At 61.5% G+C, this 15,917-nt stretch carries 17 protein-coding genes and 1 pseudogene; 11 read left to right on the top strand and 7 right to left on the bottom strand.

Annotation, left to right across the window (positions count from 1 at the left end):
• Positions 1-148 precede the first annotated feature (148 nt).
• Positions 149-304, top strand: coding sequence for a DUF3309 family protein (locus tag HDG39_RS08995; RefSeq protein WP_018423731.1), 156 nt, complete (start codon positions 149-151; stop codon positions 302-304).
• Positions 305-409: 105 nt separating this feature from the next.
• Complete coding sequence (locus HDG39_RS08990; RefSeq protein WP_184005147.1) at positions 410-586, top strand: hypothetical protein; 177 nt, start codon at positions 410-412, stop codon at positions 584-586.
• A gap of 347 nt (positions 587-933) precedes the next feature.
• On the opposite strand, the pseudogene HDG39_RS34965 reads toward HDG39_RS08990, so the two are convergent.
• A pseudogene (locus HDG39_RS34965) lies at positions 934-1,169 on the bottom strand (LysE family translocator); the annotation flags it as partial.
• Positions 1,170-1,505: 336 nt separating this feature from the next.
• Here HDG39_RS34965 and HDG39_RS08985 point away from each other — a divergent pair.
• Positions 1,506-1,979 (top strand): Lrp/AsnC family transcriptional regulator, encoded by a 474-nt coding sequence (locus HDG39_RS08985; protein WP_184005145.1) that lies wholly within the window; start codon positions 1,506-1,508, stop codon positions 1,977-1,979.
• Between the two features lie 20 nt (positions 1,980-1,999).
• Here HDG39_RS08985 and HDG39_RS08980 read toward each other — a convergent pair whose 3' ends face one another.
• The 4 genes from HDG39_RS08980 to HDG39_RS08965 all read right to left on the bottom strand — a co-directional run bounded on the left by HDG39_RS08980 (position 2,000) and on the right by HDG39_RS08965 (position 5,027).
• Positions 2,000-2,788, bottom strand: coding sequence for an alpha/beta fold hydrolase (locus HDG39_RS08980; protein ID WP_184005143.1), 789 nt, complete (start codon positions 2,786-2,788; stop codon positions 2,000-2,002).
• 88 nt (positions 2,789-2,876) lie between these two features.
• The gene (locus HDG39_RS08975; RefSeq protein ID WP_184005141.1) at positions 2,877-3,224 is read right to left on the bottom strand and encodes a DUF4148 domain-containing protein; all 348 of its coding nucleotides are present in this window, start codon (positions 3,222-3,224) and stop codon (positions 2,877-2,879) included.
• Positions 3,225-3,264: 40 nt separating this feature from the next.
• The gene (locus tag HDG39_RS08970) at positions 3,265-3,612 is read right to left on the bottom strand and encodes a DUF4148 domain-containing protein (protein ID WP_184005139.1); all 348 of its coding nucleotides are present in this window, start codon (positions 3,610-3,612) and stop codon (positions 3,265-3,267) included.
• Positions 3,613-3,986: 374 nt separating this feature from the next.
• Positions 3,987-5,027: an alpha/beta fold hydrolase gene (locus HDG39_RS08965; RefSeq protein WP_184005137.1), complete on the bottom strand. Its 1,041-nt coding sequence runs from the start codon at positions 5,025-5,027 to the stop codon at positions 3,987-3,989.
• Between the two features lie 304 nt (positions 5,028-5,331).
• On the opposite strand from HDG39_RS08965, the gene HDG39_RS08960 reads away from it, so the two are divergent.
• From HDG39_RS08960 to HDG39_RS08950, 3 genes are all read left to right on the top strand, one after another.
• The gene (locus HDG39_RS08960; protein WP_184005135.1) at positions 5,332-6,303 is read left to right on the top strand and encodes a LysR family transcriptional regulator; all 972 of its coding nucleotides are present in this window, start codon (positions 5,332-5,334) and stop codon (positions 6,301-6,303) included.
• A gap of 178 nt (positions 6,304-6,481) precedes the next feature.
• The gene (locus HDG39_RS08955; protein WP_018423741.1) at positions 6,482-7,198 is read left to right on the top strand and encodes a cytochrome c biogenesis CcdA family protein; all 717 of its coding nucleotides are present in this window, start codon (positions 6,482-6,484) and stop codon (positions 7,196-7,198) included.
• 1 nt (position 7,199) lies between these two features.
• The gene (locus HDG39_RS08950) at positions 7,200-7,739 is read left to right on the top strand and encodes a thioredoxin family protein (RefSeq protein ID WP_184005133.1); all 540 of its coding nucleotides are present in this window, start codon (positions 7,200-7,202) and stop codon (positions 7,737-7,739) included.
• A gap of 84 nt (positions 7,740-7,823) precedes the next feature.
• Here the strand turns inward: HDG39_RS08950 and HDG39_RS08945 are convergent, their stop codons facing one another.
• Complete coding sequence (locus HDG39_RS08945; protein WP_184005131.1) at positions 7,824-8,690, bottom strand: MipA/OmpV family protein; 867 nt, start codon at positions 8,688-8,690, stop codon at positions 7,824-7,826.
• Between the two features lie 655 nt (positions 8,691-9,345).
• Between HDG39_RS08945 and HDG39_RS08940 the strand changes: the two genes are divergently transcribed.
• Complete coding sequence (locus tag HDG39_RS08940) at positions 9,346-10,668, top strand: metal-dependent hydrolase family protein (RefSeq protein WP_184005247.1); 1,323 nt, start codon at positions 9,346-9,348, stop codon at positions 10,666-10,668.
• Between the two features lie 60 nt (positions 10,669-10,728).
• Here HDG39_RS08940 and HDG39_RS08935 read toward each other — a convergent pair whose 3' ends face one another.
• Entirely contained in the window at positions 10,729-12,957 is a 2,229-nt protein-coding gene (locus HDG39_RS08935) for a beta-glucosidase family protein (protein ID WP_184005129.1), read from the bottom strand.
• 398 nt (positions 12,958-13,355) lie between these two features.
• Between HDG39_RS08935 and HDG39_RS08930 the strand changes: the two genes are divergently transcribed.
• The 4 genes from HDG39_RS08930 to HDG39_RS08915 all read left to right on the top strand — a co-directional run bounded on the left by HDG39_RS08930 (position 13,356) and on the right by HDG39_RS08915 (position 15,816).
• Positions 13,356-13,943, top strand: coding sequence for a helix-turn-helix domain-containing protein (locus HDG39_RS08930; RefSeq protein ID WP_184005127.1), 588 nt, complete (start codon positions 13,356-13,358; stop codon positions 13,941-13,943).
• Complete coding sequence (locus HDG39_RS08925; protein ID WP_184005125.1) at positions 13,940-14,467, top strand: GNAT family N-acetyltransferase; 528 nt, start codon at positions 13,940-13,942, stop codon at positions 14,465-14,467. The genes HDG39_RS08930 and HDG39_RS08925 overlap by 4 nt, the downstream gene beginning before the upstream one ends.
• Positions 14,468-14,564: 97 nt before the next feature.
• The gene (locus HDG39_RS08920) at positions 14,565-15,005 is read left to right on the top strand and encodes a MarR family winged helix-turn-helix transcriptional regulator (RefSeq protein ID WP_184005123.1); all 441 of its coding nucleotides are present in this window, start codon (positions 14,565-14,567) and stop codon (positions 15,003-15,005) included.
• Between the two features lie 166 nt (positions 15,006-15,171).
• On the top strand, positions 15,172-15,816 hold the full coding sequence (locus HDG39_RS08915) for a trimeric intracellular cation channel family protein (RefSeq protein WP_184005121.1): 645 nt from the start codon (positions 15,172-15,174) through the stop codon (positions 15,814-15,816).
• Positions 15,817-15,917: the final 101 nt, after the last annotated feature.

Here is a 15,917-nt window from a genome sequence, read left to right as displayed (position 1 = left end):
AGAATCTCCGCACGCGCCGCGCGTCGCCCCGGTGATCTGATTAAAAGGATCGACCTTGGGCACAAGGTTTGCTGCCTAGGGATTACCCTGCGGCCTTGTGGCCAACGTAGATAAAGCAGGTCTCTCTCAACCAGGCGGAGGTCATAACATGCTAGGAACCATTCTTCTAATCGTGCTGATTCTGCTGCTGATCGGCGCATTTCCGGCGTGGCCACACAGCCGATCGTGGGGCTATGGTCCGACCGGCGGACTCGGCATCGTACTGATCGTGGTGATCGTTCTGCTGGTTGCCGGTGTGATATAGACCACGCGTAGTGGACTGGAACATGAGGCGGGCCGCCGTCTATCCGCGCGACGTCGCGTGCCGGTAGGTGGCGGCTTCGCTTTTTCGTCGTTGCCGGAGCACTCGATGGAAGAGTTACTGGCCAATCACGTCGCGCTGATTACCGGCGCGAATTCGGGAATCGGCGGGTCGGCGCCATGGAAGATATCGGCAAGGCGGCCGTATGTCTCCGGGCTTTTCGAACAATGGCTAAAGCCCGATACGCGGACCATCGGCGTTGCGGTCGATCGATTGCTCGAATAGATCGACATCTTCGAGCCAGGCACGCTGCCTGCTGAAACTCCCGCGTATTCGAACTTCAATACGAAAGGAGATGACATCATGCCTTATCTACTTGGCTGGCTGCTCGGCGTTCCAGTAATTGTACTGATCATCCTGTACCTCATTTTCCATTGATATCGCGCGGTACAGACGATAAGGATGACGTTGTTCCCGCGGCGGCGGTATGCGGATCGTTTCACGGTCAGCGTACCGCCGCCATCAGCGCGCCCATCCCTGCCAGCAATCTCCCCATCAGACGGTTCGGGATGCGCAGCCGCGTCGGCCGCTGTAGAACCGTACGCAGACGGTGCGAGAAGATTGCCGTGGATGCCGGCCCAGCGCAATACGATTAGCGCGCGCTCATCGATCAGCAACAACGAATTCAGACACAACGCCGTCAAGGCGAGTTGCAGCAATACCGCGCAGGTGCCTCCCCACACGCAGGGCAATGCCGCGCGCCATCCGGCGCGGAGCGCACGGCTCATCGTCGGAACATTGACCGGGCCGGGCGAATAAACGAGTACGGCGGAAGCCAGAAGAACGAAACGTACAAGTGGATCGGCATCGGCAAATCAGCGGGCAAAAGAGGGGAGTGATAGACATATGCGGCGACATGCGTCCATGCCCGGCGAGCGCGCCTTCTGGCGTGGGTAACGCCGGAATTCGCCCGCGTGCCGCCTTCCCGTGAAGGCGGCGAGACACCGAAAAAGCGGCTTGTGGCCACGGAGGATCGCCGGCGCAAGGCCGGCAGTCCGGGCGGTTGTCCCGGGCATGAATGCACGCTGAAAATATACCGGGAGCCCCACTGGATAGGCTTCTTAAACGCACCATCGTACGCAGCTAAATCGGAACGATCTTCACCTATAATCGACTTTTTCAAAATACCCTTCTCATAACTTCGATGAACACCCGAAACCGTCCGCTCGACGCCCTCGATCGCAAGATCATGCGCGAGCTTCAGAAGAACGCCCGGCTCAGCAATGCGGAGCTTGCCGAACTGGTCGGCATGTCGACCACCGCGTGCTGGAATCGCACGCGGCAGCTCGAAAACGAAGGGTATATCCGCGGCTACGTCGCATTGCTCGATCAGCAAAAGCTCGGCTTCGCGGACGTCGTGCTGCTCGAAGTCACGCTGGACCGCCACGACGAAAATGCGCTCGCACGCTTCGGCGCCGAACTCGCCACGCTCAGCGAAGTGCTCGAAGCGTACCTGGTGTCCGGCGACTACGACTACCTGGTCAAGGTCGCGGTAGACGGCACGGCCGGCTACGAGCGCTTCCTGCGCGAAAAGCTCTACAAGATCGCAGGCATTCGCCATAGCCGCTCGATGTTCGCGCTGCGCTGCATGAAGAGCATTCCGTCAATCGCAATCTGATTGACAAGACTGCCCGCGCTTCAATGCGCGGCCCGCGAGGCGGCGATGATCGCGTCGGCCACGGCCTGCGGCTGGCTCAGCATCGCGACATGGCTCGTGGCGACGCGCGTGATCTTGGCGTCGATGTGTTTCGCCATCTCCAGTTGCAAGGACGGATCGATCATGCGGTCGCGGCCCGACACCACAAAGTACGACGGCTTGCCATGCCACGCGGCGTTCGTCACCTTGTCGTCGATACAGCCAGCGACCCAAGGCTGCTGGGTCGCCGCGATCAGGCGCTTCTGCGGCAGCGGCAGATCCTGCGCGAAGTCGTCCAGCACCGCCTGGGTCGATAGCGTCAGATAACCCGCCGAGTCCTTGCGCAATTCGCTCGCCCAGACCGGCGCGGGTTGGTCCTTCGTGAGGTCCGCAATGGACTGACTGTTGTCCGGCGCAAATGCCGCGACGTACACGAGGCTCTTCACCTTGTCGTCGTTGCCGGCCTCGCTGACCACCACGCCGCCCCATGAATGGCCGACCAGAATCACAGGTCCGTTCTGCTGCGCGATCACGCGCCGGGTTGCCGCCACGTCGTCGGCGAGCGAGCTCAGCGGATTCTGCACGGCCACCACGTGCAGGCCGCGCGCTTCGAGCAATGGGATCACTTTGTCCCAGCTGGACCCGTCAGCGAAAGCGCCGTGTACGAGAACGACGTTCTTGCCCTTCAGGTCATCGGACGGCGCCGCCTGCGCGGACTCCGTGGCCTGCAACGCGAACAGTCCGCCCAGCAACAGAACGGAACCCAGAATTTTTTTCAGCCGCGAGGTCATCGTTATTGTCTCGACAGGTTGAGTTAAACAAGGAGTCCGCGCGTCGACGTGAGCCGATGCACGCGGACGGCCTGCTCATTTGCATCGATCACGAATGCGCGTAGATGGAACCGAGGCCGACGATGTTGGAGCCGTCGTACACGCGATCCGCCGCCGCCCGCTTCATCGGCACGTGCGAGCCCGAAGCGGAACTGCCGTTCGCGACGCCACCGTAGGCGGCCGAGTCATGGCCCGCGCTGATGCGCGCCTCGGCCGCTGCGATGTTCTGCGGGTATTGCGTGTTGTCGCTGGCCGGGTTGTAGCCGGCCTTTTCCAACTGGACCAGTTCCGCGCGGACTTCGGCACGTGTGAGTGCCTGTTGCGGTTGCGATTGTGCGAACGAAACGACGGGAACGGCAACGAGTGCGGCGACGATCAGCGATTGAACGAGTTTCATGAGTCTTCTCCGGGTATCAAAACATTCAGGGATCAACGAATCAGGAGTGCGCGTAGATCGCGCCGAGGCCGACGACGTTCGAGCCGTCGTTGGCGCCATTCGCCGCCGCATGCTTCATCGGCACACGCGAGCTGGAAGCCGAGCTGCCATTCGCGACACCGCCGTAGGCGGTAGCGTCGCTGCCGGCGCTCACGCGCGCTTCTGCCGCTTCGATGTTCCGCGGGTATTGCGCGTTGTCGCTGGCCGGGCTATAGCCGGCCTTCTGCAACTGGACCACCTCCGCGCGGACTTCGGCACGAGTGAGCCCCTGTTGCTGTTGCGATTGCGCGAACGAAACGACGGGAACGGCAACGAGTGCGGCGACGATCAGCGATTGAACGAGTTTCATGAGTCTTCTCCGGGTATCAAACCATCAGGGATAAGGATTGAGCGGGACGCGAAGCCATCGACGCGGATACACTGTGACGTCCCACCTGATTCACGCAACGTTGTGAATCAACCTTGCGTGAAGACATTAGAACGCTCCAACGTATCTGCAATGTTTTCGTCACCCCCCATTTCTGCAAGCGTGTTTGTCTGCGTATGCCGTTGATACATTGCGATACAAAAACCGACTTCCGAACATGCCGTGCAGGGCCGGCGTCGCATGCGTCGTGCGGGTTGCAGGTGTGTTGCAAATGGCCCGCTCATGAAAAAACCCCAGCAGCCGTGCGTTCGACTGCTGGGGTTCCGTTCAGAAGAAGCCGGCGCGCGCCGGCTCGATCAAAGGCGGGTGACGTCGAGAATCGCATCCGCAAAGGCTTTCGGCGCTTCCTGCGGCAGGTTATGGCCGATGCCGCCGCTGATATTGCGGTGCTGATACTTGCCGGTAAACTTCTTCGCGTATGCTGCGGGCTCGGGATGCGCGGCGCCGTTCGCATCGCCTTCGAGTGTGATGGTCGGCACCGCGATCGTCGGTCCGGTGGCGAGGCGCTTTTCGAGTTCGTCGTATTGCGGCTCGCCCTGCGCGAGTCCCAGACGCCAGCGATAGTTGTGAATGACCACGGCAACATGGTCCGGGTTATTGAACGATTCGGCGGAGCGCTCGAACGTGGCGTCGTCGAAATTCCATTTCGGCGAGGCGGTATGCCAGATCAGCTTGTTGAAGTCATGACGGTTCGCTTCATAGCCCGCGCGGCCGCGCTCCGTGGCGAAATAGAACTGATACCACCACGCGAGCTCGGCCTTCGGCGGCAACGGCGCGCGGTTCGCGTCCTGGCTGCCGATCAGATAGCCGCTCACCGACACCATCGCCTTCACGCGTTGCGGCCACAGCGCGGCGACGATGTTCACCGTGCGCGCGCCCCAGTCGAAGCCGCCGAGCACGGCCTTGTCGATTTTCAGCGCGTCCATCAGGTTGATGATGTCGACCGCGACCACCGCCTGTTGACCGTTGCGCGGCGTATCCGCCGACAGAAAACGCGTGCCGCCGTAGCCGCGCAGGTAAGGCACGATCACGCGATAACCGGCCGCCGTCAGCAACGGCGTCACTTCGGCGAAGCTGTAGATGTCGTAAGGCCAGCCATGCAGCAGAATGACCACCGGTCCGTTCTGCGGGCCCGCTTCCGCGTAGCTGACGTTCAGCGTGCCCGCATTGATCGAGCGAATGTTCTCGAACGACGCCACGCGCGCGCCCGCTTTGGCATTGCCGGCCGCGTCGGCCGATTGCGCATGCGCAAGCCCGCTCAGTCCCAATTCGAGCAGGCTGATACCGGCAACCGCCGTTCCGAGAAAGCGGCGGCGACTATTGATCTGATCCGACATGGTTGTTCTCCTTCACGCAAAGGCTTTGATACGGAATTGATCGGGTCCGCTGGCGCGCGATATCGCACAGCCGCATGCGAGCGCCGTGCAGGCAGAGCGGACTTCAATGGCAATCTGAGACGAATCGAACGAGACGGGTAGAGCGAATCTGAAACCGGAGATGCCTTGACGACTGAACCACTGGCTTGCCGCTGTCGCGACGCTTGAGATGGATAGTGACACCGCAACCCTTCATCAGCAAGAGCAACTAAGTTCACATATCGTTGCCTTGTAGGCAACACATTAATTGCAATCGACAAATCACATGCGCGAGATCAACCAGCAACGCCTTCGCTACTTCAACGAAGTGCTCACGCACGGCACTATCCGCGGCGCCGCCGAAAGCATCAATACGTCGCCCTCTGTGATCACACGGCAGATCAAGCTGCTCGAGGACGAACTCGGCACCGTGCTGTTCGAGCGGCAGGCGCGCGGAGTAAAGCCAACCGAAGCGGCCACGCATCTGCTCGAATTCTGGCGCGGCTACCGTTCGCAGCAGGAGAAGCTCGAAGATCAATTGCATGTGTTGAAAGGCCTGCAGCGAGGGCAGATCCGGATCGCGGTCAGCGAAGGCTTCGTCGATACGCTGGTCGACGATGTGCTCGCACCATTCTGTGTCCAATATCCAGAACTCGAAATCGGCCTCGATATGCTCGCGGTCGACGCGATCCAGGAAGAAGTCGCCGAAAGTCGTGCGCATATCGGGCTTGCGTACAATCCGCCGCCTCATGCGCGCCTCGAGCATCGCGCGAGTTCGCCGCAGCCGGTCGTGTTGTTGCTAAGAAGCGACCATCCGCTCGCGAAGCGCAAACGACCCGCGACGCTCGACGACCTGCGCGCGTGGCCGCTCGCGTTGATGCCACCCACCTTTGGGATCGGTCATGTCGTCAAGATGACGGAACTCGCCGAAAACGTGTCGATTCCCGCGACGCTGACCACCAACTCACTGAGCGCATTGAAGCGCTTCGTCACGGTCGACAACTTCATGACGCTGATCGGCGAATTCGCTGCCTACCGCGAAATCGCGAGCGGCGAATTGACGACGATACCAATCGCGCATCCGCTGTTTTCCGGCGCGCAGGCGCGTGTGCTCGTCAAGACCGGCCGTCCGCTCGCACCGGGACCTCTCGAATTGCTGCGCTGGATCGAGGAGCGTATGCCGATGTTCTCCACGTCCAGCGCAAATAGCGTCGCAGCCGCGACGGGAACCGCTGTGCGTAAGCGCAGGTCGCGCTGATCCAGCGTTCGGCTACCGCCGCCTCGCCCCCGCGCGCATCGGTTCCTCAACCGATTTGTGTCGCAATGTATCCGCGCCATACGCAGAAACACTACATTGCAAGCGCGCCTGATCCCGACATAAACCAGATACGTGCGGGCGTTCCAATACGGCCATCCCAGCCAACGGAACGCCCATCATGCACAGTACTCTCGAAACTCCGCTCGCCCTGCTCGCCGGGCTGCTGACGATTGCCTCTCCCTGCGTGCTGCCGGTGATGCCGATCCTGCTCGGCACTTCCGTCGAACGACCGAGCCGCACGCGGCCACTGTTCATCGTCGCCGGCTTCATTCTGACTTTCGCGTCTTTCGCGCTGCTATTGGGCGCGGTGTCGAGCACCGTGCACGTCGCGCAACAGGTACTGCGCAATACCGGCATTGCGTTGCTCGCACTGTCCGGGCTTCTGCGTATCTGGCCGCGACCTTACGACTGGCTCGTCGCGCAACTGCAAGGGCCGCTCGACCGCATCGGCGCGGCTATTGCGCCAGGTACGCAACCCGGCAGCGGCAACGCGGGCGGCTTCGTGCTCGGCATGTCGCTCGGCGCGGTATGGACGCCCTGCGCCGGCCCCGTGCTCGCGTCGATTCTGGTGCTCGTCGTGAAGGCTCAGGATCTCGGTTGGTCGGCTTTGCTGCTCACGCTGTATGCGATCGGCGCGGCGATTCCGATGCTGGCGATCATCTACGGCGGCCATTACGTGACGCGTCATGTCCGTGTGGTCTCACGTCACGCGGAGCGCCTGCAACAGGTATTCGGCGTACTGGTGATGCTGACCGCCCTCGCCATCTATTTGCAGTACGACGTGCTGCTGTACGCGCGGCTCGCCGGTCTTTTCCCCTCACTCAAAGGACTTTGACATGACTACCCGCTTGAAAACCTTCGCACTGTCCACCGCGGTTGCCGCCCTCGCGTTGATCGCGACGAGTACGGTCGCCATCGCCGCGCCGCAGGAAAGCGGCTCGCCCGCACCCGAGCTCACAGGCATCACGCAATGGCTCAATAGCGAGCCGCTCAAATTGCAGCAATTGCGCGGCAAAGTGGTACTCGTCGACTTCTGGACCTATAGCTGTATCAATTGCGCCAACACGCTGCCTTACGTGAAAAGCTGGAACCAGAAGTACAAGGATCAGGGGCTCACGGTGATCGGCGTGCATACGCCGGAATATCCGTTCGAACGCGACACCGGCAACGTGAAGACCGCGCTGAAACGGCTCGGTATCAGCTATCCGGTTGCGCAGGACAACCAGTACGCGACCTGGAATGCCTATAACAACCAGTACTGGCCCGCGTTCTATCTGATCGACAAGCAAGGTCATATCGTCTACACGCACTTTGGAGAAGGCGCCTATGCGCAGACCGAAGCCCGGATTCAGGCGCTGCTCGCGCAGAAGAATTGACGAAGTGCTTGCTGACTCGTAGAACGGGAAAGCCCGCTACACCCACGCGATCGGGTGCAGCGGGTCTTCGTTTTTGGCGGACGACTAAAAGAGGTAATTGGCGAAAAGGCCGTACGTAATCTGACTCGTCTTTTCGGTGATGGGGCTGTCGGTCGCGTCGCCGCGCAGCCAAGCGAACGACACGCTCGCGCCGACGTTCCAACGCGTCGCGATCCGGTAAACCCCGTTGACTGAGAAGCGCAACTGGTTCAAACCGGAGCTGGCCGAGTAGGTCGGCAATCCCGAGCGCGCGCTCTGCCCGGAATTGACGCCAAAATAGGTTTCGTTGTACTTGTCGCTTCCCCACGTCAGGCCCGGGCCTGCGCTGAGCGTCAGTTGCGGAATGGGTTGATAGCGTCCCAACAGATCGAAAGTCGCGACGGTGCCGCGATCGTTGCCGGCAATATCGGTCAAAACGCTCGCGCGCGCCGTGACGAACTCCCACGTATAAATACCGAAGAGCTCCGCGTGCGCGGTGCGTTTGACGTCGCCGAGTCCGTGCAGCCGCGAGTCGTCGGACTCGCTGCGCGGTTCGATGAAATCGTAGGTCACCGCCGCGCCGACGCGCCAGTTACTATCACGATACAGATATGCGCCCAGCGATAGCAGCGAGCCCGCGTCTGGATTCGCGCCGATAAAGAAGCGGTCGTAATTCACGCTCACCGACGGCACCACCTCCCATTTCGTGCCACTCGCGCCCGGAAATTTCGGCATGTTCACGACCCCTGCGCCAACCGCAAAGCGCCACGGGCTCGCGCTCGCGCCAGGCGCCTGCGTCACTTCCGGCGCGCCTATGGAGAACAGGCTTTCCGACAAACCGAGCGTATCGTCGGCCATCGCGGTGACGGCAAACAGCGACAAGGCAGCCCCCGCCAATACCTTGAGCATACGCGGCTTTGACACATCGATCATTTCTGTTTCTCCGTGAAAAAATTAAAAAAGACTGAATGCGATTTTTCCGAACCCGGCATTCATGGAGTGGCGGCGAAATTGTGAAATAGTTGAGTTTCTAATTGCAGCGGCGTTAAAAGAATGACCGGTCGCCTCGCTCGAAAATGGCGATGATAGAAGATACGTTTGTAATAGCCGATGCATCCGCTTTATTGGGACGTTTGTTTGGCACGTCTCTTCCTCCCAAGCAGGGTAGGGAATCGCGCCTTATTTCGGGGGATTCATTTACAGAATACGTGGCGTGAGCATAGCCCGTTCTTTTCGCCCGTCGCAAGCATATTTTTCTAATTACATGCTGCAACCGCATAATCGACTAATAGATGCAATCTCAATGCTTGTATCAAGCCGCGTGGAATTTGCCATCCTCGTTCGCAGGCGATAATCTGTGCGGGCTTGACTTTCGCGTCGCCAAGTGTGAAATGTAGTCAGATGGCGGCTTTCGATGCACGGTGATCTACGTTACGGGTGAGCTATGCCTTCAGGAAAGTACATCGGCGATAAAACAGTCAGTCCGTCGTTTTCATGTCTTTGTGACAAGTCTCAAGCGCAGTATGCCAACCGCCGTATCAGTGCCGATCTGTCGCGGCGCGGCTTCGTCACCGGTCTCGCCGCTTCGATGCTGAGCCTGGTTCTGCCCGGTCTTGGCAATGCTCAAACCACCCAACCGCCAGCACCGCCGGCCAAGCCGGTGCTGTTCACGAACTTCCGCTTGTTCGACGGCAAATCGTCGACGTTGCGTGACGGTCTCCATATGGTTGTCGAGGGTGACAGCATCAGCCAGTTGGGTCAGGGTCAACCGGCTTCGATCGACGGCAAAACGCTCGTCGATTGCGGTGGCAAGGTGATGATGCCCGGCATGATCGACATGCACTGGCACGCGCTGCTCGCGGCAGTGCCGATTCAGGTCATCCTTCAATCCGACATTGCATTCGTCCATCTTGCGGCAAGCGCTGAAGCCGAACGTACGCTACTGCGCGGCTTCACAACGATACGCGACGCGGGCGGCCCGTCATTCGCGCTGAAGCAGGCAATCGATAGCGGCATGATTTCCGGGCCGCGAATCTATCCGTCCGGCGCGATGATCACGACCACCGGCGGTCACGGCGATTTTCGTGCGCTGAGCGATCTGCCGCGCACCGGCAGCCAGGTCACCCAACTGGAACGGGACGGTGGCTTCGCGATTGCCGACAGCGAAGACGAAATCCGCTTGCGGGTGCGCGAGCAATTCATTCAGGGCGCGACGCAGATCAAGCTGGTCGGAGCCGGTGGGGTATCGACGCCGCGCAGCCCGCTCGACATGCTCACGTTTACCGAAAAGCAGTTGCGCGCGGCCGTCGAAACAGCGGCCGATTGGGGCACCTATATCCTCTCGCATGCGTACACGTCCGAAGCGGTTCAGCGCTCCGTTGCGGCAGGCGTGCAGTGCATCGAGCACGGTCATCTGATGGACGACAGGACTGCGGCGTTGATGGCGAAGAACGGCACGTGGTTGAGCACGCAGCCGTTCGTCAACGAAGACGACGCGGGTCCGCTCGCCCCACCGATCCGCGAAAAATTTCTTCAGGTGATCGCGGGCACCGACAGGGTTTTCAAACTCGCGCGCAAGCATGGCATCAAGGTCGCGTTCGGCACGGACCTGATCTTTTCGCAGGCCGTGGCCGCACGGCAAGGCACGATGCTCACGCATATGAAGGGGTGGTATAGCGCAGCCGAAGCATTGAGCATCGCAACGGGCACCAATGGCCAACTACTCGCGCTGTCGGGGCACCGCAATCCGTACCCGCGCAAGCTCGGTGTAGTGGAGAAAGGTGCGTACGCCGATCTGCTGCTCGTCGACGGCAATCCGCTCGAGAATCTCGACCTGATCGCGAACCCGGAGCAGAACCTGCGCATCGTGATGAAGGATGGAAAGTTCTACAAGAACACGCTGAAAGCGTAATCAGCAATACAGGCGGGCGCGCAACTTGGCGCGCCCGCATTCGCTACACCGTCACACTATTTAGCCGTGCCCCTGCAGACGAATATCGCGCGACGATGCGCCGACGTACACCGAGCTGCCCGGCACATAGAGCCAACGGTTGCTCGTCGTATCCCACACGCTCTGCATGCGCTGCGTCACGACAACGTGCACACGACGCGATTCGCCCGGGTTCAGACCCACCTTGTCCCAGCCGACGAGACGCCGCGGCGGTTCACCCTGATACGGCACGCCGAGGTACACCTGCGGCACTTCCGCACCGGCGACGCGACCATCGTTACGCACGTTGAACGACACGTCGATCAGGCCGCCCGGCAGATGCTGAACCGACAGACCCGAGTACGCGAAGTGCGTATACGACAGGCCATAGCCAAACTCGAACATCGGCGTGATGTTCTGCGAGTCGTACCAGCGATAGCCCATATCGAGCTTCTCGGCGTACACCGGGTTCGCCGCAAACGCGCCATTCGTGCCCCACGTCGGCGTATCCTGGTCGCGCACCGGGAACGTGACGGGCAGCTTGCCGGAAGGATTGACCTTGCCGAACAGCACGTTCGCAATCGCGTTGCCGCCGCCTTCGCCCGGATACCATGCTTCGATGATCGCCGACACGCTATCCTTCCACGGCATCAGCACCGGGTTGCCGCTTTCGACGACGACGATCGTGTGCGGATTGGCCGCCGCAACCGCTTCGACGAGTGCATCCTGGTTGGTCGGATTCGCGAGGCCCAGGCTCGGCAGATCGCCGATGTCCTCACCGGCCGGCTGCGCGACCACGACTATCGCGACGTCGGAGTTGGCCGCCAGCGTGGCCGCCTGGGTGATCTGCTGCTGCGTGTAGGCGGCAAACGGCGACTGCTGATCGCTGTTGCCGGCGAAGGTCACCGTGGCCTGCGGCGCGAGCGCCTTGATTGCCGACACGATCGGCGTATTCAGCTTCAGCCACGGGTTGGTCCACCAGCTGCAGCCCGTCTCCGTGCCGAACATCAAGCCGCCGCAACCGGCGAACGCGCCCGTCACCGGATCGCGCGTGTTGCCTGAACCGCCGCCCGTCAGCACCGCCGCGTCGGCATGGCCGCCGATCACCGCGATACGCGACAGCGAACCAGCGGCGAGCGGCAACTGATTGCTGGCGTTCTTCAGCAGTACCATCGACTGCTCTTCGACCGACTGCGTGAAGGCTCTCGCGGCCGAGAAGTCGATGGTCGCGCCACCCTTCGGCGGATCGTCCATCACGCCCGTGCGGATCATCACATACAGCTTGCGCTCGACCATGTCGTCGAGACGCGCGGTCGACACCGAGCCGTTCGCGATCGCCTGTTTGACCAGCGTGGGCGTCAGATAGACGGTCGAACCGACGTCTTCTTCCTCGTCGAGACCCGCATTGATCGCCGGTGCCGTGCTATGCGTCGCGCCCCAGTCCGACTGCACCTGACCTTCGAAGTGCCAGTCGTTCTTCAGCACGTCGTTGAGAATGTGCGGGTTCTCGCAGGCTTGGACGCCGTTGACCTCGTTGTAGCTGCACATCACGCTGCCGGGCTGCGCGCGGCGCGCGGCGATTTCGAACGGCAGCAGATAGAGCTCGCGCATCGTGCGCTCGTCGATCTGGCTGTTACCGCCGCCGCGGTTATGTTCCTGCTCGTTGCCCATGTAGTGCTTGATCGTCGCGATGACCTTCTGGCTTTGGGTGCCGTCGGTGCGCTCGGCGAGCATCTCGCCGGCAAGCACCGGATCTTCGCCGAGATACTCGAAGAGCCGGCCACCGCGTGGCTCACGCGCGAGGTTGGTGCCACCGCCGAGCCCCATGCCGAAGCCCTGCTGACGCAACTGGATCGCGATCTGCTTGCCGAAGTTCCACGACAGCGCGCGGTCCCAGCTCGCCGCTACCGCGAGCGTCGCCGGGAAGGTCGTCGATGGCCGGTTGGTGCTGCCCGAACCCGTGGCCGAGTCGACCATGTTCAGGTCGGGAATGCCGAGACGCGGCACGCCCTGAATGTAGCCCGCGCCGCCGCCCGGCACGGCGGACATTGCGTACTGCGAGTGAATGAACTGCAGCTTTTCGTCGATCGTCATTTTGTTGACGAGCGTTTCCGCGCGCCGATGCGCCGCGGCCGACGCGAACGCGTTCAGCACCGTCGACATGGGCGCGAAGTCGAGACCGGGAGTGGGAATGTCCGCGGGCGCAGCGGCGTGCGCAGCGGCGCTCACGGCCGCCGCTATCGCGACGGCCGGCCATAGTTTCTTCTGCATAGGTGTCTCTCCGAAATTGTGCTTTTCTGGGGCAACGGAGCGCGTCGGGGGATGGGAAACGGACGCGAAAACAGGCACGCAGCGATGACTGCAAACGTTTGCCTGTTGGAAGAAGAATCGGCGCAACTGGATGGGCTGTAGCGACTCTCCGTGGTGAGTAATGTAGGAATGTAGTCTGACTACAGCATCAGTATTTATACCAATACGTGTAATTTTATGCGTAATGGGGCGTAAGGCTTTTCCGACACAGGCTAATTGAAAGTTATCGAATCAAAGCGAATAAAGAGTCGGCATTTTGTGCGGGTTTTTATTCAAAGTGGTGAGTGCGCATTTGCGCATTGACAACAAAAAAGCCGCCGTCTAGTTTACTGGAAACCGCATCCCTTAAACTGGATTACATGGACATCAACGCTCTGATCGCGCGCCGGATCAAAGAACTGCGCGACGCTCAAAATTGGTCGCTCGATGCACTGGCCGAGCGCAGCAAGGTCAGCCGCTCGAATATCTCGCTGATCGAGCGCGGTCAGAGCAGCCCTACCGCGACCGTGCTCGACAAACTCGCGACCGCGTTGAACGTGCCGCTCGCGTCGCTATTCGAGCAGGATGGCGCGCCGGCTGCCGAGCCATCGCCGGTCAGTCGCGCGAGCGAGCAGGCGGTGTGGACCGATCCGAGCTCGGGGTATGTGCGACGTCATCTGTCGCCGACCGCGCGCTCGGCGATCCAGTTGGTCGAGGTCAACTTTCCCGCCGGTCAGCGCGTCAGTTACGAAACCGGCGCGCGCGACGCGGACATTCATCAACAGGTGTGGATGCTCGACGGGTCGATGGAAATCACGGTCGGCGACACCAGCTGGCGGCTCAAGACCGGCGACTGCCTGGCGATGCGGCTCGACAGCCCGATCGTGTTCCGTAATCCCACTCGCAAACGCGCGCGCTATCTCGTCGCGCTGACCACATCGCCAGTCAACGAACGGAGAAACGGATGAGCGATACCATGACCATACGGCGCGTCGGCGCGAACGAAGCTTCGGCCTGCGTCGAAGCGCTCGCCGACGTGCTGATCGACTGCGTGGAAGGCGGAGCATCGGTCAGCTTCATGCTGCCGATCTCGCGTAACACGGCGCTCGCGTTCTGGCGCAGCGTCGTGGAGAGCGTCGCGCGTGGCGAGCGCGTGTTGCTGATAGCCGAAGATCACAGCGGCGATATCGTGGGCACCGTGCAGCTGATTACCGCGCAACCCGAAAATCAGCCACATCGCGCCGACGTCGCGAAGATGCTCGTGCACAGAAAAGCCCGCCGGCGCGGCGTCGCGCACGCTCTGATGAGCGAACTCGATCGCATCGCGCGGGAAGAGAGAAAGTCGGTTCTCGTGCTCGACACCGTAACCGGTGGCGATGCCGAGCGACTCTATCAGCGCGCCGGCTGGCAACGCGTCGGCAGCGTACCGAATTACGCGCTGATGCCCGACGGTGCGTTTTGCGCCACGACGTTCTATTGCAAACAGCTTTGACTGCGCTGGCAGTGCGCTCCGCGCAAGTATTTGAAAATTTCAACTACTTGCCTATAATGCCGGCACCACGTATGACGACCGACAGCGGAGCAAATTCTTGTACTCGGACTTCCTGACTTTCAGGCTCGATCTGACCAGCGCATTGCTGATCAATCGCGCGAACATGGTCTATCGCGAGCGCTGGGATCTCGACGTGCGTGCGCTGCGCGTGCTGCGCCTCGTCTGCGCGGAGCCCGACATCACGCCCAAGGCCGTTTCGCAGCGCGCGCTGATCGAAAAGACGCTGCTTTCCAAAGTCCTCGCCGAGCTTCAAACCCGCGGCCTGATTACGCGCAACATGCATGCGTCGGATCGTCGTAGCATCGCGTTACGCGCCACCGCGCACGGCCTCGAGGTCGCGCAGGCGTCCGAAGCGGTGGGCACCGAGCTCGAGGTCGAGCTCGCCAAGGCGCTCAGCGCGAACGAACGCAAAACGCTCGAACGTCTGCTTTGTAAGCTTTCACACAGCCTGCTCGAAAGCGGGTCTGCGAGATCCTGACAGACGGTCCGCGTTCCGCCGCCTTCCGTGGTGTCCACGCCAACAAGGAGCCCTCCATGTCGAAGCTGATCGAAGCGATCTACAAAGACCTGTACGCACACGCCGAACTGTCGATGCAGGCGCCGCGCACCGCAGGCATCGTCGCCGACCAGGTTGAAACCATTCAGTGAATTCACACGCCGTCTATACCATTCTCGATCTGATCGGCACCTTCGTGTTCGCGATCAGCGGCGCGGTCGCCGCGCGTCAACGACGGCTCGACCTGTTCGGCATCGTCGTGATCGCCTTCATGGTCGCGTGCGGCGGCGGCATCGTGCGCGACGTGTGCATCGGCGCGATCCCACCGGCCGGGCTGTCGAACTGGCGCTATCTGGCCACCGCGCTCGCCGCGTCGGCGGTGACGATTCTCGCGTATCCGCAGGTGCGCCGGCTGCGTCAGCCGGTGCTGTTCTTCGACGCGATCGGGCTCGGTCTGTTCGCGGTGTCGGGCGCGCAGAAAGCGATCGCGTACGGCCACAATGCCGAACTCGCGATTCTGCTCGGCGTCGTCAGCGCGGTGGGCGGCGGAGTGATGCGCGACGTCGTGCTCTCGCGCGTACCCGCGATTCTCGAGCGCGAAATCTATGCGTCGGCCGCGCTGTTCGGCGCGGCGGTGCAGGTCGGTTTTTCGTACGCGGGCTGGACGGACTGGTGGACGCCGTGGTTCGCGACGTTGGCTTGCGTGTTGGTGCGGCTCGCGTCGCTGCGCTACGGCTGGCGGCTGCCGGTCTTCCAGGGCAGACGCACGGCCGAGACGCGCGACAATCCCTAACAGGTCCTGCGCGCTTCACCTCGCGGTTTGCGGAATCAGCACCGCTGCCGCGCCACGTTGTCTCGTGCGTTTCATGTCGATCCGCTCGCGACGAAATGCGT

This window comes from Paraburkholderia lebeckiae, from assembly GCF_014201005.1.
Classification (GTDB): domain Bacteria; phylum Pseudomonadota; class Gammaproteobacteria; order Burkholderiales; family Burkholderiaceae; genus Paraburkholderia; species Paraburkholderia tuberum.
Note: the sequence above shows the minus strand (reverse complement) of the source record. Positions and strands in the feature narration are given on the sequence as shown.

Coding starts and splice junctions, on each gene's coding strand:
- HDG39_RS08995 (WP_018423731.1), top strand. CDS start 149: ATGCTAGGAACCATTCTTCTAATCGTGCTGATTCTGCTGCTGATCGGC.
- HDG39_RS08990 (WP_184005147.1), top strand. CDS start 410: ATGGAAGAGTTACTGGCCAATCACGTCGCGCTGATTACCGGCGCGAAT.
- HDG39_RS08985 (WP_184005145.1), top strand. CDS start 1,506: ATGAACACCCGAAACCGTCCGCTCGACGCCCTCGATCGCAAGATCATG.
- HDG39_RS08980 (WP_184005143.1), bottom strand. CDS start 2,788: ATGACCTCGCGGCTGAAAAAAATTCTGGGTTCCGTTCTGTTGCTGGGC.
- HDG39_RS08975 (WP_184005141.1), bottom strand. CDS start 3,224: ATGAAACTCGTTCAATCGCTGATCGTCGCCGCACTCGTTGCCGTTCCC.
- HDG39_RS08970 (WP_184005139.1), bottom strand. CDS start 3,612: ATGAAACTCGTTCAATCGCTGATCGTCGCCGCACTCGTTGCCGTTCCC.
- HDG39_RS08965 (WP_184005137.1), bottom strand. CDS start 5,027: ATGTCGGATCAGATCAATAGTCGCCGCCGCTTTCTCGGAACGGCGGTT.
- HDG39_RS08960 (WP_184005135.1), top strand. CDS start 5,332: ATGCGCGAGATCAACCAGCAACGCCTTCGCTACTTCAACGAAGTGCTC.
- HDG39_RS08955 (WP_018423741.1), top strand. CDS start 6,482: ATGCACAGTACTCTCGAAACTCCGCTCGCCCTGCTCGCCGGGCTGCTG.
- HDG39_RS08950 (WP_184005133.1), top strand. CDS start 7,200: ATGACTACCCGCTTGAAAACCTTCGCACTGTCCACCGCGGTTGCCGCC.
- HDG39_RS08945 (WP_184005131.1), bottom strand. CDS start 8,690: ATGATCGATGTGTCAAAGCCGCGTATGCTCAAGGTATTGGCGGGGGCT.
- HDG39_RS08940 (WP_184005247.1), top strand. CDS start 9,346: ATGCTGAGCCTGGTTCTGCCCGGTCTTGGCAATGCTCAAACCACCCAA.
- HDG39_RS08935 (WP_184005129.1), bottom strand. CDS start 12,957: ATGCAGAAGAAACTATGGCCGGCCGTCGCGATAGCGGCGGCCGTGAGC.
- HDG39_RS08930 (WP_184005127.1), top strand. CDS start 13,356: ATGGACATCAACGCTCTGATCGCGCGCCGGATCAAAGAACTGCGCGAC.
- HDG39_RS08925 (WP_184005125.1), top strand. CDS start 13,940: ATGAGCGATACCATGACCATACGGCGCGTCGGCGCGAACGAAGCTTCG.